The 26,737-nt window shown below is 60.8% G+C and carries 27 protein-coding genes and 1 pseudogene; 18 read left to right on the top strand and 10 right to left on the bottom strand.

Translation table 11 applies throughout. The annotated features are described in order from the left end of the window. Window positions 1-81: 81 nt before the first annotated feature. The gene (locus PQR42_RS16075; protein WP_408205534.1) at window positions 82-1,383 is read right to left on the bottom strand and encodes an aspartate aminotransferase family protein; all 1,302 of its coding nucleotides are present in this window, start codon (window positions 1,381-1,383) and stop codon (window positions 82-84) included. Between the two features lie 105 nt (window positions 1,384-1,488). Here PQR42_RS16075 and PQR42_RS16070 point away from each other — a divergent pair, with 105 nt between their 5' ends. Next, window positions 1,489-2,346 carry a LysR family transcriptional regulator gene (locus tag PQR42_RS16070; protein ID WP_408386631.1) on the top strand — a complete coding sequence of 286 codons (858 nt, stop codon included), beginning with the start codon at window positions 1,489-1,491 and terminating at the stop codon, window positions 2,344-2,346. A gap of 82 nt (window positions 2,347-2,428) precedes the next feature. Then, on the top strand, window positions 2,429-3,382 hold the full coding sequence (locus PQR42_RS16065; protein ID WP_408386633.1) for a LysR family transcriptional regulator: 954 nt from the start codon (window positions 2,429-2,431) through the stop codon (window positions 3,380-3,382). Here PQR42_RS16065 and PQR42_RS16060 read toward each other — a convergent pair. Then, on the bottom strand, window positions 3,379-4,323 hold the full coding sequence (locus PQR42_RS16060; protein WP_408386635.1) for a cupin domain-containing protein: 945 nt from the start codon (window positions 4,321-4,323) through the stop codon (window positions 3,379-3,381). The two genes, PQR42_RS16065 and PQR42_RS16060, sit on opposite strands and share 4 nt — an antisense overlap. A gap of 581 nt (window positions 4,324-4,904) precedes the next feature. On the opposite strand from PQR42_RS16060, the gene PQR42_RS16055 reads away from it, so the two are divergent. Both PQR42_RS16055 and PQR42_RS16050 read left to right on the top strand, forming a co-directional pair. Further along, entirely contained in the window at window positions 4,905-6,359 is a 1,455-nt protein-coding gene (locus PQR42_RS16055; RefSeq protein ID WP_408205692.1) for a catalase, read from the top strand. A gap of 69 nt (window positions 6,360-6,428) precedes the next feature. Then, entirely contained in the window at window positions 6,429-7,043 is a 615-nt protein-coding gene (locus PQR42_RS16050) for an ankyrin repeat domain-containing protein (RefSeq protein ID WP_408205538.1), read from the top strand. 59 nt (window positions 7,044-7,102) lie between these two features. Here PQR42_RS16050 and PQR42_RS16045 read toward each other — a convergent pair whose 3' ends face one another. Beyond that, a complete protein-coding gene (locus PQR42_RS16045) occupies window positions 7,103-8,101 on the bottom strand; it encodes an aldo/keto reductase (RefSeq protein ID WP_408205539.1) in 999 nt (332 codons plus the stop codon). 157 nt (window positions 8,102-8,258) lie between these two features. Here PQR42_RS16045 and PQR42_RS16040 point away from each other — a divergent pair, with 157 nt between their 5' ends. Together PQR42_RS16040 and PQR42_RS16035 are read left to right on the top strand one after the other, a co-directional pair. Beyond that, window positions 8,259-8,693, top strand: coding sequence for a winged helix-turn-helix transcriptional regulator (locus PQR42_RS16040; protein WP_408386637.1), 435 nt, complete (start codon window positions 8,259-8,261; stop codon window positions 8,691-8,693). A gap of 113 nt (window positions 8,694-8,806) precedes the next feature. Beyond that, a complete protein-coding gene (locus PQR42_RS16035; RefSeq protein ID WP_408386639.1) occupies window positions 8,807-10,024 on the top strand; it encodes an MFS transporter in 1,218 nt (405 codons plus the stop codon). Window positions 10,025-10,059: 35 nt separating this feature from the next. Here PQR42_RS16035 and PQR42_RS16030 read toward each other — a convergent pair whose 3' ends face one another. Beyond that, window positions 10,060-10,917 carry an oxidoreductase gene (locus tag PQR42_RS16030; RefSeq protein WP_408386641.1) on the bottom strand — a complete coding sequence of 286 codons (858 nt, stop codon included), beginning with the start codon at window positions 10,915-10,917 and terminating at the stop codon, window positions 10,060-10,062. Between the two features lie 116 nt (window positions 10,918-11,033). Between PQR42_RS16030 and PQR42_RS16025 the strand changes: the two genes are divergently transcribed. Then, window positions 11,034-11,969: a LysR family transcriptional regulator gene (locus tag PQR42_RS16025; protein ID WP_408205543.1), complete on the top strand. Its 936-nt coding sequence runs from the start codon at window positions 11,034-11,036 to the stop codon at window positions 11,967-11,969. Window positions 11,970-12,013: 44 nt separating this feature from the next. Here the strand turns inward: PQR42_RS16025 and PQR42_RS16020 are convergent, their stop codons facing one another. Continuing rightward, complete coding sequence (locus tag PQR42_RS16020) at window positions 12,014-12,430, bottom strand: response regulator (RefSeq protein WP_408386643.1); 417 nt, start codon at window positions 12,428-12,430, stop codon at window positions 12,014-12,016. Window positions 12,431-12,563: 133 nt separating this feature from the next. Between PQR42_RS16020 and PQR42_RS16015 the strand changes: the two genes are divergently transcribed. From PQR42_RS16015 to PQR42_RS15980, 7 genes are all read left to right on the top strand, one after another. Beyond that, window positions 12,564-13,685 carry an ATP-binding protein gene (locus PQR42_RS16015; RefSeq protein WP_408386645.1) on the top strand — a complete coding sequence of 374 codons (1,122 nt, stop codon included), beginning with the start codon at window positions 12,564-12,566 and terminating at the stop codon, window positions 13,683-13,685. 419 nt (window positions 13,686-14,104) lie between these two features. Continuing rightward, window positions 14,105-14,977: a manganese catalase family protein gene (locus PQR42_RS16010; RefSeq protein WP_408386647.1), complete on the top strand. Its 873-nt coding sequence runs from the start codon at window positions 14,105-14,107 to the stop codon at window positions 14,975-14,977. A gap of 189 nt (window positions 14,978-15,166) precedes the next feature. Further along, window positions 15,167-15,949, top strand: a complete 783-nt coding sequence (locus tag PQR42_RS16005; protein ID WP_408445230.1) for an ABC transporter substrate-binding protein — start codon at window positions 15,167-15,169, stop codon at window positions 15,947-15,949. A 190-nt stretch (window positions 15,950-16,139) separates the two neighbouring features. Continuing rightward, a complete protein-coding gene (locus tag PQR42_RS16000; protein WP_459252320.1) occupies window positions 16,140-17,339 on the top strand; it encodes a DesA family fatty acid desaturase in 1,200 nt (399 codons plus the stop codon). Window positions 17,340-17,629: 290 nt separating this feature from the next. After that, complete coding sequence (gene acs, locus PQR42_RS15990; protein WP_408205693.1) at window positions 17,630-19,603, top strand: acetate--CoA ligase; 1,974 nt, start codon at window positions 17,630-17,632, stop codon at window positions 19,601-19,603. Between the two features lie 55 nt (window positions 19,604-19,658). Then, complete coding sequence (locus tag PQR42_RS15985) at window positions 19,659-20,258, top strand: acetate uptake transporter (protein ID WP_408205548.1); 600 nt, start codon at window positions 19,659-19,661, stop codon at window positions 20,256-20,258. A gap of 122 nt (window positions 20,259-20,380) precedes the next feature. After that, a complete protein-coding gene (locus tag PQR42_RS15980; RefSeq protein ID WP_408386652.1) occupies window positions 20,381-21,418 on the top strand; it encodes a zinc-dependent alcohol dehydrogenase family protein in 1,038 nt (345 codons plus the stop codon). Between the two features lie 24 nt (window positions 21,419-21,442). Here PQR42_RS15980 and PQR42_RS15975 read toward each other — a convergent pair whose 3' ends face one another. The 5 genes and pseudogenes from PQR42_RS15975 to PQR42_RS15955 all read right to left on the bottom strand — a co-directional run bounded on the left by PQR42_RS15975 (window position 21,443) and on the right by PQR42_RS15955 (window position 23,659). Further along, window positions 21,443-21,967 carry a universal stress protein gene (locus tag PQR42_RS15975; protein WP_408386654.1) on the bottom strand — a complete coding sequence of 175 codons (525 nt, stop codon included), beginning with the start codon at window positions 21,965-21,967 and terminating at the stop codon, window positions 21,443-21,445. 164 nt (window positions 21,968-22,131) lie between these two features. Further along, window positions 22,132-22,347 carry a hypothetical protein gene (locus PQR42_RS15970; RefSeq protein WP_408205551.1) on the bottom strand — a complete coding sequence of 72 codons (216 nt, stop codon included), beginning with the start codon at window positions 22,345-22,347 and terminating at the stop codon, window positions 22,132-22,134. Between the two features lie 48 nt (window positions 22,348-22,395). After that, the gene (locus PQR42_RS15965) at window positions 22,396-22,629 is read right to left on the bottom strand and encodes a hypothetical protein (protein ID WP_408205552.1); all 234 of its coding nucleotides are present in this window, start codon (window positions 22,627-22,629) and stop codon (window positions 22,396-22,398) included. Window positions 22,630-22,757: 128 nt separating this feature from the next. After that, window positions 22,758-23,009: pseudogene (locus PQR42_RS15960) on the bottom strand (PRC-barrel domain containing protein); the annotation flags it as partial. 59 nt (window positions 23,010-23,068) lie between these two features. After that, entirely contained in the window at window positions 23,069-23,659 is a 591-nt protein-coding gene (locus PQR42_RS15955; protein ID WP_408386656.1) for a BPSL1445 family SYLF domain-containing lipoprotein, read from the bottom strand. Window positions 23,660-24,101: 442 nt separating this feature from the next. Between PQR42_RS15955 and PQR42_RS15950 the strand changes: the two genes are divergently transcribed. The 4 genes from PQR42_RS15950 to PQR42_RS15935 all read left to right on the top strand — a co-directional run bounded on the left by PQR42_RS15950 (window position 24,102) and on the right by PQR42_RS15935 (window position 26,684). Beyond that, complete coding sequence (locus PQR42_RS15950; RefSeq protein WP_408386658.1) at window positions 24,102-25,004, top strand: sensor histidine kinase; 903 nt, start codon at window positions 24,102-24,104, stop codon at window positions 25,002-25,004. Window positions 25,005-25,295: 291 nt separating this feature from the next. Continuing rightward, on the top strand, window positions 25,296-26,015 hold the full coding sequence (locus tag PQR42_RS15945) for a Crp/Fnr family transcriptional regulator (RefSeq protein WP_408205694.1): 720 nt from the start codon (window positions 25,296-25,298) through the stop codon (window positions 26,013-26,015). A gap of 23 nt (window positions 26,016-26,038) precedes the next feature. After that, on the top strand, window positions 26,039-26,458 hold the full coding sequence (locus tag PQR42_RS15940) for a DUF1810 domain-containing protein (protein WP_408386660.1): 420 nt from the start codon (window positions 26,039-26,041) through the stop codon (window positions 26,456-26,458). Between the two features lie 7 nt (window positions 26,459-26,465). Next, window positions 26,466-26,684, top strand: coding sequence for a hypothetical protein (locus PQR42_RS15935; protein WP_408205556.1), 219 nt, complete (start codon window positions 26,466-26,468; stop codon window positions 26,682-26,684). The last annotated feature ends 53 nt before the right edge of the window (window positions 26,685-26,737 follow it).

The following is a 26,737-nucleotide window of genomic DNA, read 5'->3' as shown; positions in this document are numbered from 1 at the left end:
GGCGAGTAACGGGTTTCGATCGTGGCCCCAACGCGAACCATCGAACGGCCGCCCGTCGCTCATCGCCGAACATCGAGGCAACTACAGCGAACGCTCGATCGCCTGCCCGAGCAGCGCCAGGCCCAGGTCGATCTCATCCTCGTGGACGGTCAACGGCGGGGCGATCCGGAACACGCCGCCCATACCAGGCAACTGCACGATGTTCATGCTGAGCCCCAGGTTCATGCACTCGCGGGTGATCTTCGCGCCAAGCCCATCCGCCGGTTCCTTCGTGCGGCGGTCCTTGACGATCTCCATGCCGAGAAGCAGCCCTCGGCCGCGAATGTCGCCGATGCACTCGAAGCGTTCCATCAGATCCAGCAGGCCGCGTTTGAGTCGCTCGCCCATCAGGTTCGCACGCGCTACCAGCCCCTCGCGCTCGACCACATCCAGCACCCGCAGACCGACGGCGGCGGGGAGGGGATCGGAAACATGGGTCGTATAGAACAGGTAACCCAATTCGTGGGCCCGCTCCTCTATCTGCGCGGAAGTCACGACGGCCGCGAGCGGCAGACCGGCGCCGAGCGTCTTCGACAGGGTGAGAATGTCGGGCGTGACGCCATCGCGCTGACACGCGAACATCGTGCCCGTGCGGCCGACCCCGGTTTGCGCTTCATCGAGGATCAGCAGCATGCCGCGCTCCTCGCATTTGCGCTTCAGTGCGGCCATGTAGCCTTCCGGCAGTTCGATGATCCCGCCGGAACTGAGGATCGGCTCTGCGATGAAAGCGGCGAGATTGCCACTGGACTGACGATCGATGAGATCGAACGCATAGTCCAGTTCCGCCAGGTAATCGTACTCGCCATGGCGCTCGAAACGTGGCCGGTACAGGAAGGGGGCGGGGATCGCGAAGGAGCCGACCGCTGCCGGACCGACGCCCTTGCGACCGGCGCTGTAGGTGGCCGATGCTGCAGCTCCCGTCATGCCGTGCCAGGACTGCGCAAAACCGACGATTTCATACTTGCCGGTGACCAGCTTCGCCATGCGAATGGCGGCCTCGTTCGACTCGGCTCCCGTGCTGAGCAACAGTGCCCGGTCGAGTCCGTCAGGCGTGATGTCGGCGAGGCGGGTCGCCAAGTCGACCACGGGTCGCGAAAGCATCCCGCTGAAGAGGTGATCGAGCTTGCCTGCGTATTCGTTGATGACCGAGACGATTTCCGGATGGCTGTGCCCCAGCACCGCGCTCATCTGGCCGGAGGTGAAATCCAGGATCGCGCGACCGTCCGCGTCATAGACAAAGCTGCCCTGGGCGCGCTCGATGATCATCGGCTCGAAGGTGCCGCCGTAGCGGATCAGGTGCTGCCTGGCGTTGCGCCAGAAAACTGCATCATTGTTCAGGGACACCTTGCTTCTCCTTGGCGGGTAGCGGGAATAACTTGCAGTCTAGATGGCTCTCTGGTTTCATAGAATCGAATAGTTCTTATCGAAGCTAGAAGCGAGCCTAATACCTTGAGTCTTTCACTCGAAATCGATCTGCTGCGATCGTTTACTGTCGTCGCCGAAGTTCGGGCGCTCAGTCGTGCGGCGAACCGGATCGGCCGGACGCAGTCGGCGCTGAGTCAGCAGATGAAGCGCCTCGAGGAAATCGTCGACCAGCCGTTGTTCCAGCGCACGGGTCGCGGGGTGGTGCTGACGAATCCCGGCGAACGCCTGTTGATCCACGCCCAACGCATTCTGCGGCTGCACGACGAGGCGATGGCCGATCTGTCCGGCAAAGGACTGTCGGGGACGATCCGCTTCGGCTGCCCGGACGACTACGCCGCCGTTTTCCTGCCGCATTTACTGCGTCAGTTCTCGAGCCAGCATCCGCATGCGCTGGTCGAAGTGATTTGTGCCCCCACGCCGCGACTGCTCGAACAACTGGAGATGCATGCGCTGGACCTTGCCATGATCTCGTTGCCGGAGGACGCCTCGAACGACGACATCATTCGCCGCGAGCCGCTGGTCTGGGTTGGCTATCCAGGACTGGATTCCGCACACTTCGACCCGTTGCCGCTGGCGCTTTCCGATCCGGACACGCTCGACCACGTGGCGGCCTGCGAAGCGCTGCAATGCGCGGGCAGGGCCTACCGCATCGCCTATGCGAGCAGCAGTCTCGCCGGCCTCACGGCCCTGGTCCGCTCGGGGCAGGCCGTGGCCGTCATCACACAGACTGCCGTCGCACCGGACCTCTACATACTCAATGGCGATCCCGCGCTTCCGCCTTTGCCCACCATAGGCATTACCCTGAAGTTCGAGCGGGAGCGTCCGTCCCATCTGATCACGGTGTTCGCTGAGCACATCAGACTGACGCTGCCGTTGCTGTGATCGAACCGGCTCGCGCGCAGAGCGTTGCGCGAGTTCAGTCGTGAAGCTCCTTGTAGAACGCTCGATTCACATTAGACATGCCATGGATTATTTTGCCGCGGTACGCGCCTTCGTTTGCGCAGCGGAACTGCAGAGCTTCAGCAAGACGGCCCATGAAATGGCAGTCAAGACCTCGACCATCTCGCGCTACGTCAGCGAGCTGGAAAAGGATCTGGGCATTGCGCTGTTTAACCGGTCGACGCGGGGGCTCGTCCTGACCGAGGGCGGCAGGCTATTTCGTGAGCACGCCATGCTTGCCCTGCAGGCGCTCGATGACGCGCGCCAGGTGACGTCGTCGCTGAATCGCACACCGCAAGGCGTGCTACGCGTCACGATGCCGTCCGCATTCGGGCGCCGGCATATCGTGCCGCACCTGCCGGCGTTCATGACGCGCTACCCTGACATCGGCCTCGATATCGTGTCGACCGACGAAACGCTCAACATGATCGAAGCCGGCATCGACGTGGCGATCCGCATCGGCGTGCTGCCCGATTCGTCATTGATGGCCAAACGCATTGCGTCGCATCGCCGTATTGTCTGCGGCAGCCCGGCGTATTTCGAGCGGAGCGGAATGCCTCGTGTCCCCGAAGATCTGGCCGCTCATGATGTGCTTCGCTTGTCCCTGCTGCCGGACGACAAATGGTCTTTCACTCGCATCGCGGATGCACAGGCATCGCCTGAGCAGGTGCTGGTGGCATTGCGAGGGCGCTTGCGCGCCGACGATTCCGAAGCCGTGCTGGAACTCGCCGTGGCCGGCTGCGGCCTTGCGCTCCTGCCGACGTGGCTCGCGTCCACGGCCCTGCGCGACGGGCGGCTGCAGCACGTGCTGCCTGAATGGGAGGCGCGCACGGGGCGGGCCGAACCAGCGGTCTGGGCGGTCTACCCGCCGAAGAAAATCGTATCGTCGAAGGTGCGCGCGTTCGTGGACTTCTATGCCGAGGCGATTGGCGAGCCGCCGTACTGGGACGACGGACTCGCACTGGCGCTTCAGGCTTAACGGGCGAAGCGGATGTCGAGCGTGCGCAGCCAGGTCTGCAAGCCGGCATCCTGGATCGGAATCACATAAGCGTTTTCGTCCGTTTCATTGAAATGCGCATGCCAGTATCCCGGCGGCGTCACGAACGCCATCCCGGCTTCCCAATCGACGCGGGTCGGATGGGCGATATTGCCGTTCTCATCCAGCTCGGTGCCGACCAGCGTATAGACGCCTGGCTTGCCCCCGGCGATGAAGTCGAGTGCGATCGACTGATGGCGGTGCGGCTTCTGCATCGAGTTGGGCGGCACGATGCCGAACATGGCCCACAACACATGCGTGACCGTTCGCGTCTGCGGAAAGTTGGCGTTGCCCATCAGCACGCTGATGCGGTTGCGGCGGCCCGCATTGGCTTCTTCCGCGACCTTGCGCAATTCCGCCTGCGCCTGGGCGGCCGGATAGCGCGTCGGCGCAAAGCGCGCCACGACGCCGGTCGTGCCGAGATAGGTGAGCAACGGTGCGTCGTTGACGTAATAGAGCGTGGCTGTTGCGCCGGCGGACAGCACGGCGGCATCACCGCCGGGCAGGGTGAAGAAATCGCCCTGCGCGAACGGGAAGTGGGTCTCGGCCTGGGTCACGCTGCCGGTCCCGCTGATGACATAGCAAACCTGCGAGGTCGCGTTCGGGGCGAGTGTCAATGCATCCCCGGCGTTGATGCGCAGGAAATTGGCGCTCAGGCCGGGACTGGTCGCGGGGCCGGGGCAACCCAACTCCGCGGAGAGGTCGAGCGGCACGACCCGGGTTGCGCCGTCCGCGTACAGCGAAGGCGGGAAATTGCGGAAGGGTACGCGCGAGATGAGCTTCGCGCCGATCGGATTGGCTGACGACGTGTATTCGAAGTATTGCGCATCGAGGGTCACGGCAGCGGGTTCGGCGAAAGGCGTCGGAGACGTACGGGTCAACATGGTCTGCTCCTTTGGATTTAGAAAACTTCGTGCGGGCCCATCACGAAGTTGGGTTAGCGTCCGAAAGCTGAGCTGACTATAGGCGCGGGTCGCCGGCCTCAGAAGTGCCTAATATCGAAATCACCTTTGCGCAAAGGGGTATGCCGTTCATTCATTGCCTCTATTCCGCGCAAGGATAAGGTTAACTTAAGGTGATTTATAAAATAATTAAATGCCGCACAGATATTCCAGATAAAAACATATTGCTCATAAGGGTATGTGTGGAAATACTAAATTCAATTGTAATGTCTCTAGTTACATATAAAGCACGCAGCGCCTGCCAACGTGAAATCGTTCTGCAGAGCGGTGCTGCGTTCATTGCCTCCCGGTATTCCGCACTTGTTATTTTTGAAAGTTATTCGGCCTCTATTGATATGATAGGAAAAAGAGATTGGCTAATCGAATAGCCGAGCCATAGGATTCCTCCGGTTTCCAACCGAACCCAGGAATACAACGTGAAAATACTGAAGACACAGATTGCAGCAAGCATTTTCTCGATCATCTCGGCAATCTCGATCGCTCAACCGGCGCATGGCGCGGATATGACTCAGGATAGCGGGTCGCCGGTCGGCGACAACCAGAACTCGCAGACGGCGGGCCCTGAAGGCCCGGTTCTTTTGCAGGACTCTCATCTCATCGAGAAGCTGCAGCGCTTCGATCGCGAGCGCATACCCGAGCGCGTCGTGCATGCGCGTGGCACAGGTCTCTTCGGCGAGTTCGTGCCGACTGCAGACCTCAGTTCGCTGACCACTGCCCAGGTGTTCACGCCAGGAACGAAGACCCCGGTCTTCGTTCGGTTCTCGACGGTGATGGGCTATCGCGGATCGCCCGAGCAGGCACGCGACCCGCGCGGTTTCGCTATCAAGTTCTACACGCAGCAAGGCAACTGGGACATGGTCGGCATCAACTGGCCGATCTTCTTCATCCGCGACGCCATCAAGTTTCCTGACTTCGTGCATGCGAACAAACCGTCGGCGGTGACGGGTGTGCAGGATCCGAATCTGGCGTTCGACTTTTTTGCTCACTCGCCCGAAGCGACGAACATGCTGACGCATCTCTACACGGACGAGGGCATGCCGGATTCGTATCGCCACATGGACGGTTTCGGTGTGCACGCATTCAAGTTCGTGAACGCGAAAGGGGAAGTGCACTACGTGAAGTTCCACTGGAAAAGCCGTCAGGGCATCGAAGGTATTCGTCCCCAGGATATCCCGCATTCGATCGGCGCCGACTGGAACATGATGACCAACGACCTGTACAACTCGGTCAAGGCGCATTCCTACCCGCAATGGGATCTTTATATCCAGGTGCTCTCGCCGAAGGATCTGGACAAGTTCGATTTCGATCCGCTCGATGACACGAAGGTGTGGCCATCCTCCATCCCGGAGCAGAAGGTGGGCACGATGACGCTCAACCGCATTCCGGATAACTATTTCGAGTCCACGGAAGAATCGGCATTCGCGCCGTCGCGGCTCGTGCCGGGCATCGAGCCGTCCGAAGACCGGATGTTGCAGGGCCGCCTGTTTGCCTATGCCGACACGCAGATGTATCGCCTCGGCCCGAATTACAACCAGTTGCCGATCAACCGTCCGATCGTCCCGGTCTACAACAACAACCAGGACGGCTTGATGAATGAGGATGATCGAAAGGGCGAAGTGAACTACGAGCCATCCGGAGTCGCCGAAATCGCCCAGCAGGACAAGTACAAGTCCGTGCAGACGCCGCTGAAGGGGACGACCCAGCAAAGAGCGATCCACAAGACGCTCGACTTCCGTCAAGCCGGCGAGTACTACCGGACGCTGTCCGAGACGGACAAGACAGATCTGATCACGGCGCTATCGGGCGACCTTGGCCGCGTGACCAACGACGCAAACAAGTACGCGATGCTCTCGTACTTCTATAAGGCTGATGCCGACTACGGCACCCGTCTCGCGCGTGCGACTCATGCGGATGTCACCCGTGTGAAGGATGCGGCAGCACACCTGAGCGATAACTGAAATTTGCACGGGAGGCTTGCGCAAGCAAGCTTCCCGACTCGTTAGGTAAGCTTTCTCACGGAGGACGTAATGCGATGTTCTTTCACCGCCCGGCGCCTTGTTCGGACCGTGGCGGCCGCCACCCTGACCGCACTGTTGACAGCCAGTTGTGCGCAGCACGTGTATCAGCCCGGAACGTATTCGGCAGCGACGGACACGCCACGTTACACCGAAGACTGGTTTGCCGCGGCGCGCGCGGGACGCACGGATATTGTCCAGGCGTTGATCGATGCCCATTTCCCGCTCGAGACGACGACGCCCGAAGGCTATACCGCGCTGATCCTCAGCGCGTATGACAATCATCCGCAGACATTGAAGGCTTTGCTTTCCGTAGGCGCCAATGCTTGCGCCGCCGACCGGCATGGCAACACGGCGCTGATGGGGGCGCTCTTCAAAGGCGAGACGAAGATTGCAATGATGCTGCTCGACACGCATTGCGCCATCGATCAAACCAACAATGCGGGGGAAACGGCGTTGTCGTTCGCCGCGCTATTCGGCCGGCTCGATATGATTCCGGTGCTTGTCGCGCACGGCGCCAACGCGAATCATGTCGATGCGCGCGGCGGGACCGCGTTGCAAATGGCGATCGCACAACACAACCCGGCCGCGGAGGATGCATTGCGGCACATCGGCGCGACACAGTGAGTACTGAAGGTCAGTTCGCTGCACAGCGTGGTGCCGAGTGCCATCACCACCGCCTCCTGTCACGCTACGAGCACGCGTTCCGGTGGCGCCATGAATTCCGGCCCTACGGGATCCTTGACGAACTGCGCGACAATCGCGTCGATCTGCGCGAACGCTTTCTCGTCGAGACGCCAGCCGAATACATCGTCGATGCCGTCCAGTTGCGCCGGACGGCGTGCGCCCCACAGCGCGATCGTCGGGCCGCGGTCGAGCACCCAGCGCACAGCCAGCGCGAGCACCGACTTGTCGAAGTTATCGCGCGCGAACACGTTCAGTGCTTTCACCGCCGCGACATACTGCTCGCGACGCGGCTCGCGAAACTTCGGATCGCGCTGGCGCAGATCGTCGCCCTCAAAACGCGTCTCGACGCCGATGCGCCCCGCCAGCAGTCCGCGGCACAGAGCCCCATAGGCCAGCGCGACGAGCCCATGCTGTTTTGCATACGGCAGCACGTCACGGTCGATGTCGCGCTCGAACAGGTTGTACGGCGGCTGTGTGGCCGACAGCGGCGCCACGCGGCGGAACGCATCCATTTGCGCAGGCGAGAAGTTGCTCACGCCCAGCGCGCGCACCTTGCCTTCCTTGCGCAGAGCGTCGAGCACCGCAGCGGTCTCTTCGATCGGCACCAGCGGATCGGGCCAGTGGACCTGATACAGGTCGATGTAATCTGTCCGCAAGCGCCGAAGCGTATCCTCTACTTCCTGACGAATGCGCTCTGGCGACGAATTGCGGAACACCGCGCCGTCGCGCCATTCCAATGCGACCTTGGTCGCGATGACCGCCTTGTGCCGATACCCATCGGCCAGCGCCTTGCCGACGATCTCCTCCGAAGCGCCGAAGCCGTACACCGGTGCTGTGTCGATCAGATTGACACCGCTGTCGAGCGCCCGGCGGATCACCGCGATCGAGTCTTTCTCGTCCGTGCCACCCCACATCCATCCGCCGATCGCCCAGGTGCCAAGGCCGATGCGTGAGACGGGGGTCGTTAAACCTTCAATTGCGATTGTTTCAATAGTCATGTGAAGCTCTCTAATCAAAGCACTACGTAAAGCACCGCATACGGGTCGAATGCGATCTGATTAACGGCGACGTGCCCATCGGACGGGCAGGCGAGCCGATTATTTCAGCGGCATCCGGCGATCACAAGAAGGCACCTGACGGTTTCATACTTTCCCCATGGAAACTAATTGCTACGACAGCGCTTACGCGCACGACAACCCGCAAAAAAAAACCGATGACCTGGCGCGCAACATCATCGAGCAGATCGCGGACAAGTGGACGATCCTCGTCATCGACGCGCTCGGCACGCATGGCGAGATGCGTTTTTCGCGGCTGCGCGAAGTGGTGGAGGGCGTGAGCCAGAAAATGCTCACCAAGACATTGCGACAGCTCGAGCGTGACGGCCTCGTTACGCGCTACGTGCATCCGGTGATACCGCCGCGGGTCGACTATCAACTGACGCCATTGGGACGCAGCCTGCTCGACAAGATCTGCGGGATATGGGATTGGGTCGAAGCCCACATGAGCGAAATGGAATTGGCGCAACGCGAGTTCGACCACGGCGAAAAGCGGACCGATCATCTACGTCCGCGCGATGTGCCCATCGCTTAACGTAGTCGCAGCAAGAGGAGATCGACGCTGAGCACGATCGTCGAGCTGTCAGCAAGACCGTGAGAAATTGCCCATAATTGCGCGCACTGTTCGAGCAACCGTTGGGACGCTTCATGAAAGCCGCTTCTGCCGCACCGCAATCCCCGATCGCATTTCTGGCCGTCGCGTTGGCGTTCGCGATCAACATGATGGGCACCACGCTACCGACGGCAATCTATCGGTACTACCAGCTGCAATATGGTTTTACTCCGACCATCATCACGGTGATCTATGCGTCGTATGCAATCGGCGTGCTGGGTGCGTTGCTGCTGGTCGGCAACTGGTCCGATCAGCTAGGCCGTCGTCGCATGCTGCTGGCGGGACTGTGTGCGTCGGCCGCGTCGGCGCTGACGTTCCTGCTCAGCGACGGGCTGGCGCTTCTGATGCTGGGCCGCCTGCTGTCGGGAATCTCCGCCGGCATCTTCACAGGAACCGCCACCGTAGCCGTGATCGAACTCGCGCCGCCTGCGTGGCGCGGCAAAGCCATGCTCGCGGCGACCGCCTCCAATATGCTGGGGCTGGGTTGCGGTCCGTTGCTAAGCGGCATCCTCGTCGAACTATTTCCCTGGCCGATGCGCTTGGCCTTTGCGGCGCATCTCGCGCTGGTCGGTGTCGCCGCACTGATCGTCCTTGGCGTGCCGGAGACCGCTGCGACTGCGTCGCGAGTGAAGCTCGGCATCCAGAAAATTTCGCTTCCCGCCGAAGTACGCCCTGCGTTTATTCCCGCCGCGTTGGCGGGCTTTGCCGGTTTCGTCGTGGTGGGCTTCTTTGCGGCGGTCGCCCCTCAACTGATCCGGAGCGTACTCGGCTCTCACAGTGGCATCGTGACCGGCGCGATCGTGTTCCTGCTGTTCGCGTGCTCCGCCCTCGGACAGATTGTGCAGACGGTCATTACCGCCCGATGGCGGCAAGCGGCTGGCTGCGTTGGACTCGTCGTGGGGCTGATGTGTGTCGGCCTGTGCGTGCCGGCACAATCGCTCGGGGCGCTTTTGCTCGGCACGGCCCTGGCAGGCATTGGGCAGGGCATCAGCTTCCGCGCCGGGTTGGGCGAGATCGCGGCGGCGGCGCCCGCGCACCGGCGAGCGGAAGTCACGTCCAGCTTTTTCGTCGTGCTTTATGTGGCGATCTCACTACCTGTGATCGGCCTTGGTATCGCCGTGCAGGTGTCCGACATTCAACGCGCGACGCTGCTGTTTGTCGGCTTGACGATAGTCCTTGTGCTTATCGCGTTGCTTCTGCTGATGCGTAGGCAAGCGGACACAGGGCGAGATGCCAGAACGATCGGTGATTGATAGACCATTCGGCATCCGCATCTGATCGTCAACTATCAATCGTTGAAGTCGGTCGATGCCGACAGCGCCTTCCAGGTTTCCGTTTCCTGCGCGACATAGGCGTTCTTGTCAGCGATGGCCTTCAGTGTGTCGGTGCCAAGCGGCAGACGCAGCGGAGGCGTTTGCGCATCGACCAGTTCGATCATCGCCGTTGCGAGCTTCGCGGGATCCCCCGGCTGGTTGTGATTCATGTTGGCAGCATGCCGACGCACGTTGCCCGATGTCGCGTCATAGTCCGCAATGACCTCGCGTGCGACGACAAGCGATGACGCGTCGAGGAAGTCAGTCCGGAAGTAACCCGGCTCGACGACCGTCGCATGAATGCCGAGCGGCTTCAATTCGGCGTGCAATGCTTCGGTCAAGCCTTCGACCGCAAACTTTGTCGAACTGTACGCGCCGAATCCGGCGGCGGCCCGATAGCCGCCAATCGACGACATATTGATGACGTGACCGGCGCGCTGCGAGCGCATTGCCGGCAAAACGGCGCGCGTGACGGTCAGCAGCCCGAACACGTTGGTGTCGTACATGCGGCGCACGTCCGCGTCGGTAGACTCTTCGATCGCGCCGAGCAAACCGAATCCCGCGTTGTTGACCAGCACGTCGATACGGCCGAATTTTTCGATCGCGGCTTGAACCGCGGCTTTCGCCTGCGCTTCGTCCGTGACGTCCAGCGCCACGGGCAGCAATGCCGGCGAGTCGCCGAGGCGCTCGACGATCGCCGCAACATTGCGGCCGGCGGCGACCACCGCATTGCCGTCAGCCAGGGCCGCCTGGGCGATCAGGGCGCCCAGGCCGCGCGACGCGCCCGTGATGAACCAGACACGCTTGATGCCGTTCTTCGTGAGCTCAACCATGATGCTTCTCCTACGTTTGGGGTGGGTGTGAACGGATCATAGGAGTATTGATTCGCACGAACTAGGCGTAGATTGCTAGACTGATAATCAACTTTTATTTGCTAATGGGGGCGGCGATGAATGAAGTTCGCGCGATCACCATATTCGTCCGGGCGGCGGAGCTCGGAAGCCTGCGCAAGGCGGCCGTCGATCAGGGCATTTCGCCGCAGGCCGCGAGCCATGCGGTGATGCAACTGGAAAAGGAGCTGGGCGTGCGGCTCTTCCATCGAACCACGCGCAAGCTGAGCTTGACCGAGGAGGGGCAGGGCCTGCTCGACAGCGTGAAGCCTGCTTTGGCTGTCCTGTCGTCCGCACTCGACGACGCGCGACGCTCGAAAGCAGAGATTGCGGGCCCGCTGCGGGTCAGCGCGCCAAGGGCAATGGGGCACGTGGTGCTGTGGCCTTACTTTCTGGAATTCGCCGAATTGCATCCGAACGTGCAGCTCGATGTGCAACTCGACGACCACTTCACCGACCTCATCAGCGATCGCGCCGATGTGGGCTTTCGTGGCGGGTCTCCGCCGTCGGGCGGCAGCATCGCGCGTCGGCTTTTGCCGATTCAGTTGATCGTCTGCGCGTCGCCTGCCTATATCGAGCGCCATGGCGCGCCGCGGACTATCGACGAACTCGACGCTCACCGCTGCACGGGATACCGGCGCGCGAATACGGGCAAGCAGGCCCCGTGGGAATTCCTGATCGGGGATGAAATCGTCTACCGCGACATCGCGACGGCCTTATGTGTCAACGACACCGACGCCGAGACTGCAGCCGTGATCGCGGGACTCGGCATTGGTCAACTCGGCAGCTTTTCAGCCACCGCGCCGATCAGGAGCGGCCAACTGGTTCCGTTGCTGGTTCAGCATGTCACCCAGCGCGAAGCGGTCTATATCTACTATCGCCATCGGACCGAGCAGCCGTTGCGGGTGAGGACATTCATCGACTTCATGGTCGCGCGCCTCGTGGGGAACAGGAATTTCTATTTCGAACCGTCAGAACTTCGTGCTGCCGGTTGACTCAGCCAGGTTACCGGTGTGCGCATGCTCCCGAAAACGGACGGTCAACAACGGCTCTGAACCTGGGCGATGTCCGGGTCGTGGGTACGTGAGCGGAAAGCAATGGCGGAAAGAATGACCGGAAGCTGGGCCGGTTTGGCGAAATGGTGATCGAAACCGGACCTGAGCGATACCGCTCTCTCGGACTGCGATGACAACCCGGACACCGCGACAAGCAAGGGTATGGGCTTGCCCCTGAGACCCCTGATTTTCCTGGCCACCTCTCGACCGTCGAGTCGCGGCATCTGAACGTCGAGAATAACCACTGCGGGAAACCACCGGCTGTACTCGGATAACGCATCGGCTCCGTCTCGAGTGGCTCGAATCTCGTAGCCGTGAAGCTCGAAATACTGGACGTATGCGGCGAGCAGAGCAGGGTCGTCGTCTGCAATGAGTAAATGGTGAGAGCGGACAGGCTTCATCGCCGTTTCTCCGGACTGTGTATCGTACGAACGCAATTGGCGGACCCGCCCGGATCACACGACGGATTTCCGCGTAACATGGGCGCCACGTATGTATGCTGTTCAAAGGTTTTTGCCACCATTCGAGGCGGACATGCGACTGGCTGACTTCATCTTGCGGAACATGGAAGCAATCCTGGCGCAATGGGAGGCGTTCGCCGGCACCTTGTTGCCAGCCGCCGCGAACATGCAATCGCCGGCTTTACGCGACCACGCGCAACAGATCCTCGAGGCAGTGGCGAAGGATCTGTCGACAGCCCAGACGAGGGAAGCACAGCTTGAAAAATCAAAGGGGCACGCGCCCCGGATGATCGATGCCCCTGAGACGGCGGCACAAACACACGCCATTCTTCGAGCACGAAGCGGTTTCGACATCAGGCAACTGACGGCCGAGTACCGCGCTCTGCGCGCCAGCGTTCTGCGTCTATGGATGGACCAATGCCCGCGCGAGGAACTGGTGATGGACGACATCATCCGCTTCAACGAAGCAATCGATCAGGCACTCGCCGAATCGGTCAGCTTTTTCAGCGCGCAAGTGGAGCAGGCTCGCAACCTGTTGCTTGGGATGCTTGGGCACGACATGCGCAGCCCGCTTCAGACCATCCAGATGACAGCTTCGTATCTCGCCGCGTTGAATGCCGGGGAGAGTGTGGCGAGTGCTGCAGGCCGCCTGATCAGAAGCGGCGCCCGCATGCAGGCCCTGCTGGACGATCTGTGTGATTTCAACCGGACGAAGCTAGGTCTGGGTATCAACATCGTTCCGACTCACATTGATCTCGCGACCGTCTTTCGCGACGAACTGGACCAGCTTCGCACGATCCATCCCGATCGCCAGTTCGATCTGGAGATGCGGGGCAAATCCGAGGGTGTCTGGGACGGCCAACGTCTGCAGCAATTGCTCGGCAATCTCGTTCTGAACGCAGTCAAGTACGGCGCGCCGAATACGCCAGTGCGGGTCATTGTGACCGGTGAGGAGGAGGCTGTTCGTATCGTTGTCGCGAATAGCGGAACCTCAATTGAGCCGTTAGCCATGGAACAGATCTTTGAGCCTCTGAAGCGCGGCGTGGGTCCTGAGGAAGGCTACGAGGAGGACAGCCACCTCGGCCTCGGACTGTATATCGTGCGCGAAATTGCGAAGGCTCACGGTGGCGAGATCGAAGTGCGTTCCGAACAAGGCGAAACGGCGTTCGCCGTACGACTGCCGCGCAGCAGGTAGAGATTCACTGTGCCGTTACCCGAATGCCTGGCGGCGGGCACGTAAATAACTCTTCTATACCCTGCGGGCGCACCCGTCGATCGAGCTCGCGAGAAGTCGACGTCAACTCGCTGGTTTTTCCGCAGAGCCATGGCGGCGGCCCCGCATGGCCAGTTAAGCAACGGTATTTGCACGATGGGCACAGCGCATGCTGAACAATGAGCGGCAATGCGTTGCCATGCACGGCATTTCCGCCGTGCATCCGCCAGAGCGTCCGCTCTGAGAGCCGGACGCCCACCGTTGGGTGCGGGCAACCATTCGGTTGCACCGCTGTCCGGGTTGATCCATGGTCGCACGCGATTCTCGACAGGTACAGGGACATAACAGGTCCACGTCTGCACCCGTACGGAGTTGCTTTGGCCAGTCACCGGAGAAGTCGCATGTTCATCCATAACAAACGCCTCCAATACACCGTGCGCGTCGCCGCGCCGAATCCGGGTCTTGCGAATCTGCTGCTGGAGCAATTCGGTGGACCTCAGGGCGAGCTCGGTGCCGCCTGCCGGTACTTCACCCAGGCGCTCGGTGAAGATGATCCTGGCAGAAAGGATCTGTTGTTCGATATCGCAACCGAAGAACTGAGTCATCTGGAAATCGTTGGCTCGATCGTGGCGATGCTGAACAAAAGTGCCAAGGGCCAACTGGCCGAAGCCGTGGAGGCAGAGGCGGAACTCTATCGTTCGATGACGGGTGGAGGAAACGATTCCCACACAACGGCGTTGCTGTACGGTGGCGGCCCGGCCCTGACCAATTCGGCTGGTGTGCCCTGGTGCGCTTCCTATGTCGACACGATCGGCGATCCGACAGCCGATCTGCGGTCGAACATTGCGGCCGAGGCTCGCGCGAAGATCGTCTACGAACGCCTGATCAACGTCACCGACGATCCGGGCATCAAGGAAACACTCGGCTTTCTGATGACGCGAGAAATCGCCCACCAGAAGTCGTTCGAGAAGGCGTTGCATTCGATCCAGCCAAACTTTCCGCAGGGCAAGCTTCCTGGCGTGCCGGAATACACGAGCGTCTACTACAACATGTCGCGAGGCGATGATGCGCCGCGTGGGCCTTGGAACGAAGGCCCGGATTGGGAGTTCGTCGAGTCTCCGGAGCCGGCCGTGGATGGCGGTGACGGCATGGCCACCGTCAACGTGTCGCAACGCGATGTGAAGGTGTTGCAGGCAATGGCATCGAGAACCGCGTCGGATGCTGACTCGGATCCGACGACAGGCGCGGACCTCGGCGCGGGTCAGACTGTTTGACGTTGTTGGCGAAAGGCGCGGCCGTCCTGACGGCGGCGCGCTGACATGCGCCGTATGCATGAGTTGATTTTTTTAATGAATTGGTAAGACCGGACGAATTACGGTCGAATGGCGGGCGCTGCGCGCCGGATGCGGCTCCGACAGCGGGGCCCGCCGCTCATTCGTTTAAAAAGTCATGAAAGGAGAAACATGAAATCCCTGCTTGCAAGCCTGACCATTGCGCTGCTGGCTATCTCATCCGGCAGCGCGATCGCGAAGGAATGGTCGACCGTGCGGTTCGGTGTCGACGCGAGCTATCCGCCATTCGAATCGAAATCCGCCGACGGCAAGCTCGTCGGTTTCGACATCGACCTGGGCAACGAAATCTGCCGCCGTCTGAACGCAAAATGCGTGTGGGTCGAAAACGCATTCGACGGGATGATCCCCGCGCTGAAGGGGCGCAAGTTCGACGGCGTGCTATCGACCATGTCGATGACGCCGGCGCGTCAGGCGCAGATCGCGTTCTCGTCGAAGGTATTCCGTATTCCGACACGCCTCGTCGCGAAGAAGGGCTCAACGATCACGCCAACGCCAGAAGCGCTGAAAGGCAAGCGAATCGGCGTAGAGCAGGGCTCGATCCAGGAAACGTACGCGAAGACGTATTGGGAGCCGGCCGGCGCGGTGATCGTGGCTTACCAGGATCAGGATCTCGTTTACTCGGACCTGATTGCCGAGCGCATCGATGCATCGCTGCAGAACGCCGTGCAGGCTGATGTCGGTTTCCTGCGCACGGCGCGAGGCAAGGACTTTGCGTTTGCCGGCAATGCGCTCTACGATGCGAAGACGCTCGGAAGCGGCACCGCGATCGGTTTGCGCAAGGAAGACACCGACCTGAAGGCGCAGATCGACAAGGCAATCGCCGACACGCGCGCGGACGGCACATATGACAGGATCGCGAAAAAGTATTTCGACTTTGACGTTTATGGCCAGTGAACGCGGCGACCTTCGCTAAGGCCGGAATGTCTTGCCCAACTCATGCATGAAGTGTTCGCAACGGGTGCGGCACCGTACCGACTTCTCATACGGATTCGGGCATTCTGAAGGTCTCGCACGCCGTGCAATATGACTGATCGGTAGCGAGACGTTCAGATCGGCACTACGTTGTTGTAGAAAGAGGGGCAACTTGTTCAGTACCTCACTCGCGTTTCTCTCGGATGGTCTGCTGGCCCTTTCTGGGTGGCAGATTCTGTTAGCTACGCTGATTTCGACGCACGTCACGATTATCAGCGTAACCGTCTATCTGCACCGCTGCCAGGCTCACCGCGCGCTCGACCTGCATCCTCTTGTCAGCCATTTTTTCCGCTTCTGGCTATGGATGACGACCGGCATGGTGACGGGCACGTGGGCCGCGGTCCACCGCAAGCACCACGCGAAGTGCGAGACCCAAGAGGATCCTCACAGTCCACAGATCAGGGGCATCTGGAAGGTGCTGCTTGGCGGTGCCGAACTCTATCGCGCCGAGGTGAAAAACGAGGAGACACTTCGCCGGTTCGGCCACAGCACACCGGTCGACTGGATGGAGCGCAACGTCTATGCGAAGTATCCAAACCTTGGCATCAGCCTGCTGATCGTGATCGATGTCGCGCTGTTTGGCATCGTCGGCGTGTCGGTGTGGGCCATCCAGATGATGTGGATTCCTTTCTGGGCTGGCGGGGTAGTCAACGGGCTGGGTCATTTCTGGGGTTACCGCAACTTCGGTCCTCCTGATGCGAGCACGAACGTGATCCCGATCGGTATCCTGATCGGCGGCGAAGAACTTCACAACAATCACCATGCGTATGCGACATCCGCAAAATTGTCGAACAGATGGTACGAGTTCGACATGGGCTGGATGTACATTTGCGTCCTTGCCTCGCTTGGGCTGGCCACGGTCAGGAAAGTGGCGCCGCGGCCGCATCTGGTCAAAGGCAAAGCGGAGATCGACGACGATACCCTGCAAGCCGTACTTCGAAACCGCTTCGAGGTAATGGCAAGCTATGCCCGAACGGCTGAGCGCGCCTTCCGGCAGGAACTGGCGCATGTGAAACACACTAGTCGCCGAGAGAAAGCCCTGCTTATGCGTGGCGTCAGACACTGGTTTCGCGACGACGGGCAGGCAGGGCAAGCCAAGGCGTGTCAACCGGTGCCCAAGGGGCTATACGACAATGCGCCGACGCTTCGTATCTACGCGGAATTGCGCGAGGATCTGTCGGCAATCTGGGAGCGCTCGAATCTCTCGCGTGAACAACTACTCCGCCAGTTGCAGGACTGGTGCCATCGTGCGGAACAAAGTCGCATCGACGCCCTGCGACAATTTTCGCAACGTCTTCGTCTTTACGGCTGATGCCTGGGATTAGACCATTTCCGGCCATGCGCATTTAAATGCGGATATGACGGTGATCAGAAGCGGATTTCCCCAACCGGTACGCCACCGTACCGACTTCCGCTCACTGCACGAGCACCGTCATTACAAGGTCCTGACGTAACGTAACAACAGGAAACGAAGCAATTTCTCGACTCACGATCTCCGTGACCGATCTACATTGGCTTGGCCGGTGACTTGCGCCGCGATGGCGCAATGGCTCGCCGGAAAGCATTTCTCAAGCACGCGTGAGAGCGTGCGAGGAAGACATGATGTCAACTACCGATTCGATTCTGGAGGAGCCCCAGTCATTCCTCCCGCACCCCAGCGTGGCGGCGTACGCCGCGATATCCGGCATGGATGCCTATCGCGCGCTGGTTGCCGAGGCGGAGCGCGATTACACCGGATTCTGGGCCCGTCTCGCACGCGAAACGCTGCAATGGAAAACGCCGTTTTCTTCGATTCTCGATGAATCCCGCGCGCCGTTCTATGAATGGTTCAAAGACGGGACCCTGAATGCCTCGTATAACTGCCTCGACCGCCATGTCGAAGCGGGTAACGGCGACCATGTCGCCGTGATTTTCGAAGCCGACGACGGTACCGTCACGCAGATCACCTATCGCGCGTTGCTCGAACGGGTAAGCCGCTTTGCTAACGCGCTGCGAACCCGCGGTGTGAAAAAAGGCGACCGCGTGGTGATCTATATGCCGATGTCGATCGAGGGCATCGTCGCCATGCAGGCCTGCGCCCGGATCGGCGCGACCCATTCAGTCGTGTTCGGCGGCTTTTCGTCGAAGTCGCTCAATGAGCGGATCGTCAATGTGGGTGCGATCGCGCTCGTCACCTGCGATGAGCAGATGCGCGGCGGCAAGGCGTTGCCTCTGAAGAACATTGCGGATGAAGCCCTCGCGATGGGCGGCTGCGACGCGGTGAAGAGTGTGATCGTCTATCGGCGCACGGGTGGCAAGGTCGCGTGGCATGAAGGGCGCGACCTGTGGATGCATGAACTGACGCAAGCCGAAGGCGACGTTTGCGAGCCGGAATGGGTGGGCGCGGAGCATCCGCTTTTCATCCTGTACACGTCCGGTTCGACCGGCGTGCCGAAGGGCGTGCAGCACAGCACGGCGGGCTTCCTCATGTGGGCCGCGCAGACCATGAAGTGGACTTTCGACGCAAAGCGTAGCGACGTGTTCTGGTGTACCGCCGACATCGGCTGGATCACCGGTCATAGCTATATTGCGTATGGTCCGATGGCAATCGGCGCAACCCAGGTCGTGTTCGAGGGTGTGCCGACGTGGCCGAACGCCGGCCGTTTCTGGGAGATGATCGCGAAACACCGGGTGACGGTGTTCTACACCGCACCGACCGCCATCCGCTCGCTGATCAAGCTGGCCGAGTCCGACCCGAAGGTTCATCCGGACCGTTTCGACCTCTCGACGCTGCGTCTGCTCGGCACGGTCGGCGAGCCGATCAACCCGGCTGCGTGGACGTGGTTCTATGAGCACGTCGGTCACAGCCATTGCCCTGTTATCGACACCTGGTGGCAAACCGAAACGGGCGGTCACATGATCGCGCCGATGCCGGGCGCCACGCCGCTCGTGCCGGGTTCGTGCACGCTGCCATTGCCGGGCATCATGGCAGCGGTGGTCGACGAGACCGGGCGCGACGTGCCGAACGGGCAGGGCGGCATTCTCGTCGTCAAACGTCCATGGCCTTCGATGCTGCGCAACGTATGGGGCGATCCGGACCGCTACACGAAGAGCTACTTTCCTGAAGAACTCGGCGGCAAGCTGTATCTCGCGGGCGACGGGGCGGTGCGTGACGAAGACACGGGCTACTTCACGATTACCGGCCGGATCGACGACGTGCTCAACGTGTCGGGGCACCGGCTCGGCACCATGGAGATCGAGTCGGCACTGGTCGCCAATCCGCTGGTTGCGGAGGCCGCTGTTGTCGGGCGCGCTGACGATACGACCGGCGAAGTCGTCGTCGCGTTCGTGGTGTTGAAGGGCGAGCGCCCCACCGGCGACGTGGCGATCAGAATCGCGAATGAGCTGCGCAATTGGGTCGGCAAGGAGATCGGGCCGATCGCAAAGCCCAAGGAAATCCGCTTCGGCGAGAATCTGCCGAAAACCCGATCAGGGAAGATCATGCGCCGTTTGCTGCGCTCGCTTGCGGCTGGCGAAGAGATCACCCAGGACGTATCCACGCTGGAGAATCCGGCCATTCTCGATCAGCTCGGGTGATTCGTCGCGAAGGCCACGGGATCGCCCGATTGTTTTCTATCTTCAGGAGCAGGCCATGGCCAGCGCACCGAACCGAACACTACTCGCGAACCCCGCGCCACTGGGTCTCGCCGGCTTTGCATTGACGACGTGGCTGCTGAGCATGATCAACGCCGGCTGGTTCCCGGGCGAGTCGATGGGCCTCGTGCTCGCCTGCGCGCTCGCCTACGGTGGGACCGCGCAGGCGATTGCCGGCGTGATGGAACTGCCGCGCGGCAACACCTTCGGCGCGACCGCCTTTCTGAGCTACGCGGCTTTCTGGTGGTCATTCGCACTCTTCGTGTTGTTTCTGCACGATAAAGTGCCGGCCGCTTTCGTTGGCTGGTATCTGTTCCTGTGGGGTGTATTTACGTTCTATATGTGGCTGGCCACTTTTCGTTCGCCCCGCGCGCTGCAGGCTATCTTTCTGGCACTGTGGATCACGTTCGGCTTGCTGGCGGGTGGCGAGTGGACGGGTTCGGTCCTCTTGCGGATGGCCGGTGGTTACATGGGACTTGTCACGGCCGCGCTCGCGTTCTATCTGTCCGCAGCCGATGTGATCAACGAGGTGCACGGCCGGATAGTCATGCCGATTGGCGAGCCAAGCGTCTTCAGCCAGCACGCCGTTGCGCTCTGACGAAAGCGGCATTGAATTTGGCTGCCGTATCAGCACGAACGTCGTGACGCCGCGTGCTGCGATCACTCGCGAGTTCTCGCACGACGACCCGCACCCCACGCATGCAAACGGAGTTACCGACAATGAAGGCTCTCGTCTATCTCGGCCCAGGCAAGAAAGCGGTTGAAGACCGTCCCAAACCGATCATCGACGCGGCCACCGACGCCATCGTCAGGATCAGCAAGACGACGATCTGCGGAACAGACTTGCACATTCTCAAGGGCGACGTCGCGACCTGCCAGCCGGGTCGCGTGCTCGGGCATGAAGGCACGGGCGTCATCGACGAGGTAGGGCCGGGCGTGACCACCTTCAAGCCGGGTGAGCGCGTTCTCATCTCATGCATTAGTGCTTGCGGCAAGTGCGAGTACTGCCGCAAACAGATGTACTCCCATTGTGTGAGCGGCGGCTGGATTCTCGGCAACAAGATCGACGGTACGCAGGCCGAATTCGTCCGGATCCCGCATGCGGATACCAGCCTTTACCGCATTCCCGACAACGCCGACGAAGAGGCACTTGTGATGCTGAGCGATATCCTGCCGACGGGGTTCGAATGCGGCGTGCTCAATGGCAAGGTTGAACCGGGCAGTACGGTGGCTATCGTCGGTAGCGGGCCAATCGGACTCGCGGCGTTGCTCACGGCCCGCTTCTATTCGCCTGGCGAAATCATCATGGTCGATCTGGACGACAACCGGTTGGAGACCGCGACGCGTTTCGGTGCGACCGCGGTGATCAACGGCACGGACGGCAATGCAATGAAGGCGATCATGACGCTCACATCCGGGCGTGGCGTCGATACTGCCATCGAAGCGGTGGGCATACCCGCCACCTTCGAATTGTGCGAGGAGATCATCGCGCCGGGCGGCACGATTGCCAACGTCGGCGTGCATGGCGTGAAGGTGGATCTTCATCTGGAGCACCTGTGGGACCGGAATATCACGATCACCACGCGGCTGGTCGATACCGTGAGCACGCCGATGCTGCTGGAGACGTTGCGTTCCGGCAGGCTCGATCCCCAACTTCTGATCACCCATCGCTTCACATTCGAGCAGATCCTCGACGCGTACGAAACCTTTGCGCACGCGGCCGACACCCGCGCGCTCAAGGTGATCATCGCGGCCTAGTTCGCCGCGATGCATCGGCCGCCATTAGCGGGGCAGTTCGTACATCGCAGCGGCGACGTCGGTGTGTGCGGGGCTGACGGTCTCCGCGACCGTGGTTTGCGCTTGCCGGCTCGGGACCAGCAACACCGGCAGGCTCGCACTGCGCACGACGCGTTCAGCCACGCTGCCCAGGAACAGACGCTTGAAACCCCGTCGCCCGTGCGTGCCGAGCACCAGCAGGTCCGCATTGAATTCGTTGGCCGAAATCCGGATCCTCTCCGAGATGTCCTCGCCGATCGGCGCGACGTCGACGATCCGCGGTGTGCCGGCTACGTTTTCGTGTTTCATTCGCGCCAGCGCGTCGGCCATCAGTCTCTGGCCTTCCTCCATGCAGGCGTCGCGCAGGATCGTCGGATCGTAGCCGGACGCGTCGTATGCCATCAGCGGGTTGTCGATCACATAGAGCGGCTGTAACTGCGCGTCATTGTCATGTGCGAGTTGCAGTGCACTGTCGAACGCGTGCTCAGACGTCTCGCTGCCGTCGATCGCTACCAGAATGCGTTTATGCATGTCGGCCCCGAAAAAAACGTTCGGACGGCGAGCGCCGTCGCGGGATTGGTTTGTGTGCGCTCAGGGCGCCGCAGCCTCAAGCTTGCCGTCGACGATGTCTTGCCGCACGGTTTAGGCGAGGCGTTCGCGCCGTGCACCGCGCGGATTCGAAGTGCGATCCTATGTTATTTCAGATTGTTGAGTTCGGCACGTGCGAGCGTCTCGACCGATTCCCACGCGACATCCTCATGTTCGAAAAAAGTGTCGAGTTTGATGAGTTCCTTGCCCTTTGACGCGCCTTTCCGAACAAGACACACGCTCGCGACCCAGCCGTCGGCAACATGATCCTTGACCGTCATGTAAGCGTCGTGTGTTCTGCCTGAAATGATTCTGTCTGCCATGGTTCCGCCTGTCTGATTGGTCGACAGCCACAGTGGCCGTCGGCGCTGCTATATCCCGAACTTATGTTCGGCAATGTATTTGTCGCCATAGGCGAGTGCAGCCTCATAGCCTTCCTCGCTGGTTGCAAAAACGCCGACCTCATAGTGCTTGTCGGCCGATGGAAGACAACCTTCCACAGCATGCCGGAGATGGAAATTGAAGGTGCCGTCCTGCAGTTCCAAGCATTCGGGGGTGAATGTATGAATACGGGCTTGATACAACTTCTGGATGTTTTGTCTCATGACTTGCTCCTGCCTTTTATGCCTTTGAATACGCGCGTTTTCGATCGGTCCAGGACCGCCTGGATCGGGCGAGAACGTGTGGTCTGCGCGGCGCCTCATTCCGATGCAACACGCTCGCCGGTGCCGGCATCCAGCATTGGGCTGTCCCTCACTTGCTGGTGGGAACGGCCGACGTGCACGATATCCGATCCGGGGCCGGTGTGTTCACGGAATACGGCGAATCCAGCACTTGCCGTTCACTGAGCCAATTGCCTGTTTCGACCACCGGATACCGCACACCCCAATGACTCGTCGTCGAAACAGGCCTGACTGACTGAGCCGATGTCGCCGTTCACTGCGCTGACGGTGCTGCCGTGCAAGTCTCGTACGCTTCGCAACATGGTTTCTCCATACTGTGTCGGCGAGGGCGGGCATGGCGCCGCGTCCCTCGGTCTGAATTTCAAAGCGACGCGAGCCGCGTGACTTTGGTGCCTTGCAGCGACGCGCCCGCCATCAGGCCAGTATTGGTCAGCACGAAAGCTTCGACCTGTCCGGTAGCTGTGCTGGTGTCGAGATTGCCGTTTGCGCCGACCTTCAGCACGGCCACGGAGGCATCGCCGCCAGCCGACCATCCGTCGCTGCTACGGAAGCGGGTCAGCGACTCGTCGGTCATGAACAGGAACACGATCGCGCGCGACTGCGCGCCGATCTGCCAGCCGATCGAACCGGTCGCCGTGCTGTAGTAGCCGGCGGTGCGTCCGCCGATGCGCAACGAACCTTCGCCATACTGGCCGCCGACCACGAAGCCGGCGTCGATTACCGACGGAAACGTTAGTACCCCGCGCGCCTTGCCGACCAGTTCACGCGAGCCGTTCGCCATGCCATAGAGGCGGGTCAGCGTCGAGTCGACGCCTGCGTCGATAGTGCGGCGTTTGTCCATTTGCTCACCGCGGCTCGCGTTGGAAGAAGAGGTGGTGGTGCAACCCGAGAGCGCCGCGCCGAGTGCCAGAAGCGATCCGGGCGTACTCCAGATGAAGGTTCGTCTAAGCATGATTTTCTCCCCGCTGGTCGACGATAAAGACACGCTACGCGCACTCGTGGGAGAAAGCGGTACGACAACGTACAGACGCCCGTCTATGTTCAACCGCACAATCCGCGCCGATCCCGAGAGATTCCTCCGATGCCGGCGGGCACGGGTCCGCAGAGGCGTGCGGCAATCATCAGACGTACGGTAGACCCTCACCGAGATTCCACGCAACCCGGTCGTTTTTTCCGATCCGCACGCCACCGTACAGACTTACCGGACGGCATCGGCGAGTCTGTTGTTTCAACCTGTTTTCGTTGCGCGATTTCCTGATCGCGCCAGCGAGGCAGGCGTTGACGAACCGCGCGCTTCTGGTGCTCTGCAAGCAAGCTGTTGCCGTTGACCACCAGCCTGATACGCGCCTCTCGTCGCTCTTCGTTGCCTACCCAGGCGCGAAATGGGGATCGAAATGTCAGCACATCTGGCGTCCATCGAGTCGTTTTCGGACGGTTCTGCCTTGAACTATTTCGTCGTGACAGATGCCGTGATGACGCGTGGCACCCGGGCGGCCCCAGATAGCTCCCTGGAGGACGCTTGCACGACGGCTCTCGGCGGCGCGGCACCGCCGGTCAACAACCAGATCCTGGCGGTGGTGGCGCATGAGTTGCGCGGCCCGTTGACGCCGTTGCGACTCGCCAGCCAGTTGATCCGCCACGCGTCGGCTGAACGCCCGGAGATACTCCGTTTGATCGATATGATCGACCGGCAGGTGAACGGGATTGCGCGGTTGGCGCAAGATTTGATGGACGCGACCCGTGTCGATCGTGACGCGCTCCGTCTCAGCAAGGCCGACATCGAGATCGCGGCCCTGCTGGCTGACATCTGCGAGATCACGGCAGCAGCCGCCGCCGAGAAAAACCAGGTTTTCACCGTGTCGATTCCCGACGCGACTTTGCGCGTTGAAGGGGATCCCGTCCGCTTGACGCAGGCTGTCAGCAACCTGTTGCATAACGCGGTGAAATACACGCCGGGGAACGGCAATATACGAATGACCGTGCTTGCAGAAGGAAACGATCTTGTCATCAAGATCAATGACGATGGTGCGGGGATTTCGGCCGTCATGCTGCCGCATATTTTCGAGCTATTCGCGCAATCGAGCAGAACGGTAGCCGCCAGTGCGGGCGGCCTCGGCATTGGCCTCGCAGTCGTGAGAGCCATTGCTCAATCTCACGGTGGCACGGTGTCGGCAACCAGCCCAGGTCCCGGGGAGGGCGGTGAATTCACCCTCAGGTTGCCGATTGTCACGTCCGGCGGCGCCTTCTTTGGCAACCTGCAAGTCGAATCAACGATTGCCGTTCAGCCGATGCGTTAGTTCGGCAAGGCCGGGCATGGCAATCGTTTTCGAAGCTCGTGCAATCCGCATGCACGTGCGTGTCGCACCGCGAACTCATGCCAGGACGCGGATCGGCGCGTAATTTCGACGCGACCTATAATCTCTCTGTGTATCGGCCAGATCCCGAGTAACGCGAAGATTACCGCATCGTGACGCGCTGCGGCACAAGCCGCAAAGGTGTTGGAGCATTCCTCCTTCTATCCATATTCACCCGTCAGGAAATCGTCGGCGAAAGCGGCGCGGTTCCGGGCGAGCTGCGGAGAGTGTGAAATGTCTCAAGATCACCGTCAAAACGAAAATCATCTGCTGGTAGTTTTGCCTGACCTGGAGTGGGAACGTCTGACACCGCATCTGTCACTCGTGGATATGCCGCTCGGCAACGTCGTCTACGAATCCGGCGATCGCCTCAATTATGTTTATTTCCCGACCACCTGCATTGTGTCGCTGCTGTATGTGATGGAGGACGGTGCGTCCGCCGAAATCGCGATCGTCGGCAACGAAGGGCTCATCGGCATCGCGCTTTTCATGGGCGGTGAGACCACGCCGAGCCGCGCGGTCGTACAAAGCGCGGGGCAGGCATATCGCCTGGACGCTCAAATCATGAAAGAGGAATTTCATCGTGCAGGGCCTGTCCAGCGCCTTTTGCTGCGCTACACGCAGGCGTTGATTACCCAGATGGCGCAGACGGCTGTTTGCAACCGTCACCATTCGATCGACCAGCAGTTGTGCAGGTGGCTGCTGCTCAGCATCGACCGCCTCTCGTCGAACGAACTGAAGATGACGCAGGAACTGATCGCCAATATGCTGGGCGTGCGCCGTTCCGGCGTAACCGAGGCCGCACTGAAACTGCAGGATGCGGGTTTGATTCGGTACAGTCATGGCCACATCGAGGTATTGGATAGGCCGGGACTCGAAAAGCGTGTGTGCGAATGTTACGGCGTAGTGAAGCGCGAATTCGACCGGTTGCTGCCCGCTTTGAAAGCGTTATAGAAACGGTGTGAACTGAGAGCGAATTGGACGATCCCTTCAACCTTCAGCGCTTTATTGACGCTCAGGATCCGCTGTATGCACAGGTATGTGACGAACTGCGCAACGGCCGCAAGCGAAGCCACTGGATGTGGTTCGTGTTTCCGCAGATCCACGGGCTCGGAACGAGCGCAATGGCGCAGCGGTTCGCGATTTCGTCGTTGGCCGAGGCCGATGCTTACCTGCGCCATCCGATGCTGGGCGAACGGCTGAGGCAATCGACGCAACTCGTCAACGTTGTCGAAGATCGCTCAATCGAGGAAATTTTCGGGTATCCGGATTACCTCAAGTTTCATTCGTCGATGACGCTATTCGAGCGCGCGGCGGTCGACAAAGAGCCCTTTGGGGAAGCGCTCGGGAAGTATTTCCATGGCCAAGGGGATCCTCTAACGTTGGAGCGCCTCTAGCAGGCATTTGCCGGGCTGGCGCAAGCTTGCCACGCCCCGCGTCGATTCGATCCACCCTCTTGTTGCGATCGCTGGCATTCGCATCCAGCGTGTCATGGGCTGCACGGCGATCACCTTTGTCGTATCGCTCGTTATCTATGCAGCCGCGGTTTGGCTGATTCCGTGGTTCGATTGCGCCTGCGCCTGGCAGAAGAAGCTGCGCGGCGTGCGCGGTTGGGCCTATTGACGGACCTGGATTCAAAAACTCAGGTGCGTCGCTCGGAAGCGGGTGGTGGTCTG

It is taken from the genome of Paraburkholderia sediminicola (genome assembly GCF_046027355.1).
Lineage (GTDB): Bacteria > Pseudomonadota > Gammaproteobacteria > Burkholderiales > Burkholderiaceae > Paraburkholderia > Paraburkholderia sediminicola_B.
Note: the sequence above shows the minus strand (reverse complement) of the source record. Positions and strands in the feature narration are given on the sequence as shown.

Bases quoted from the DNA above. Each gene is read 5' to 3' on its own strand.
- PQR42_RS16050 (WP_408205538.1), top strand. From the start codon at position 6,429: ATGCGATGTTCTTTCACCGCCCGGCGCCTTGTTCGGACCGTGGCGGCC.
- PQR42_RS15975 (WP_408386654.1), bottom strand. From the start codon at position 21,967: ATGCATAAACGCATTCTGGTAGCGATCGACGGCAGCGAGACGTCTGAG.
- PQR42_RS16025 (WP_408205543.1), top strand. From the start codon at position 11,034: ATGAATGAAGTTCGCGCGATCACCATATTCGTCCGGGCGGCGGAGCTC.
- acs (WP_408205693.1), top strand. From the start codon at position 17,630: ATGTCAACTACCGATTCGATTCTGGAGGAGCCCCAGTCATTCCTCCCG.
- PQR42_RS16015 (WP_408386645.1), top strand. From the start codon at position 12,564: ATGCGACTGGCTGACTTCATCTTGCGGAACATGGAAGCAATCCTGGCG.
- PQR42_RS15980 (WP_408386652.1), top strand. From the start codon at position 20,381: ATGAAGGCTCTCGTCTATCTCGGCCCAGGCAAGAAAGCGGTTGAAGAC.
- PQR42_RS16010 (WP_408386647.1), top strand. From the start codon at position 14,105: ATGTTCATCCATAACAAACGCCTCCAATACACCGTGCGCGTCGCCGCG.
- PQR42_RS15945 (WP_408205694.1), top strand. From the start codon at position 25,296: ATGTCTCAAGATCACCGTCAAAACGAAAATCATCTGCTGGTAGTTTTG.
- PQR42_RS16020 (WP_408386643.1), bottom strand. From the start codon at position 12,430: ATGAAGCCTGTCCGCTCTCACCATTTACTCATTGCAGACGACGACCCT.
- PQR42_RS15985 (WP_408205548.1), top strand. From the start codon at position 19,659: ATGGCCAGCGCACCGAACCGAACACTACTCGCGAACCCCGCGCCACTG.
- PQR42_RS16040 (WP_408386637.1), top strand. From the start codon at position 8,259: ATGGAAACTAATTGCTACGACAGCGCTTACGCGCACGACAACCCGCAA.
- PQR42_RS15950 (WP_408386658.1), top strand. From the start codon at position 24,102: ATGTCAGCACATCTGGCGTCCATCGAGTCGTTTTCGGACGGTTCTGCC.
- PQR42_RS15965 (WP_408205552.1), bottom strand. From the start codon at position 22,629: ATGAGACAAAACATCCAGAAGTTGTATCAAGCCCGTATTCATACATTC.
- PQR42_RS16005 (WP_408445230.1), top strand. From the start codon at position 15,167: ATGAAATCCCTGCTTGCAAGCCTGACCATTGCGCTGCTGGCTATCTCA.
- PQR42_RS16065 (WP_408386633.1), top strand. From the start codon at position 2,429: ATGGATTATTTTGCCGCGGTACGCGCCTTCGTTTGCGCAGCGGAACTG.
- PQR42_RS16060 (WP_408386635.1), bottom strand. From the start codon at position 4,323: ATGTTGACCCGTACGTCTCCGACGCCTTTCGCCGAACCCGCTGCCGTG.
- PQR42_RS16035 (WP_408386639.1), top strand. From the start codon at position 8,807: ATGAAAGCCGCTTCTGCCGCACCGCAATCCCCGATCGCATTTCTGGCC.
- PQR42_RS16045 (WP_408205539.1), bottom strand. From the start codon at position 8,101: ATGACTATTGAAACAATCGCAATTGAAGGTTTAACGACCCCCGTCTCA.
- PQR42_RS16030 (WP_408386641.1), bottom strand. From the start codon at position 10,917: ATGGTTGAGCTCACGAAGAACGGCATCAAGCGTGTCTGGTTCATCACG.
- PQR42_RS16055 (WP_408205692.1), top strand. From the start codon at position 4,905: ATGACTCAGGATAGCGGGTCGCCGGTCGGCGACAACCAGAACTCGCAG.
- PQR42_RS15970 (WP_408205551.1), bottom strand. From the start codon at position 22,347: ATGGCAGACAGAATCATTTCAGGCAGAACACACGACGCTTACATGACG.
- PQR42_RS15955 (WP_408386656.1), bottom strand. From the start codon at position 23,659: ATGCTTAGACGAACCTTCATCTGGAGTACGCCCGGATCGCTTCTGGCA.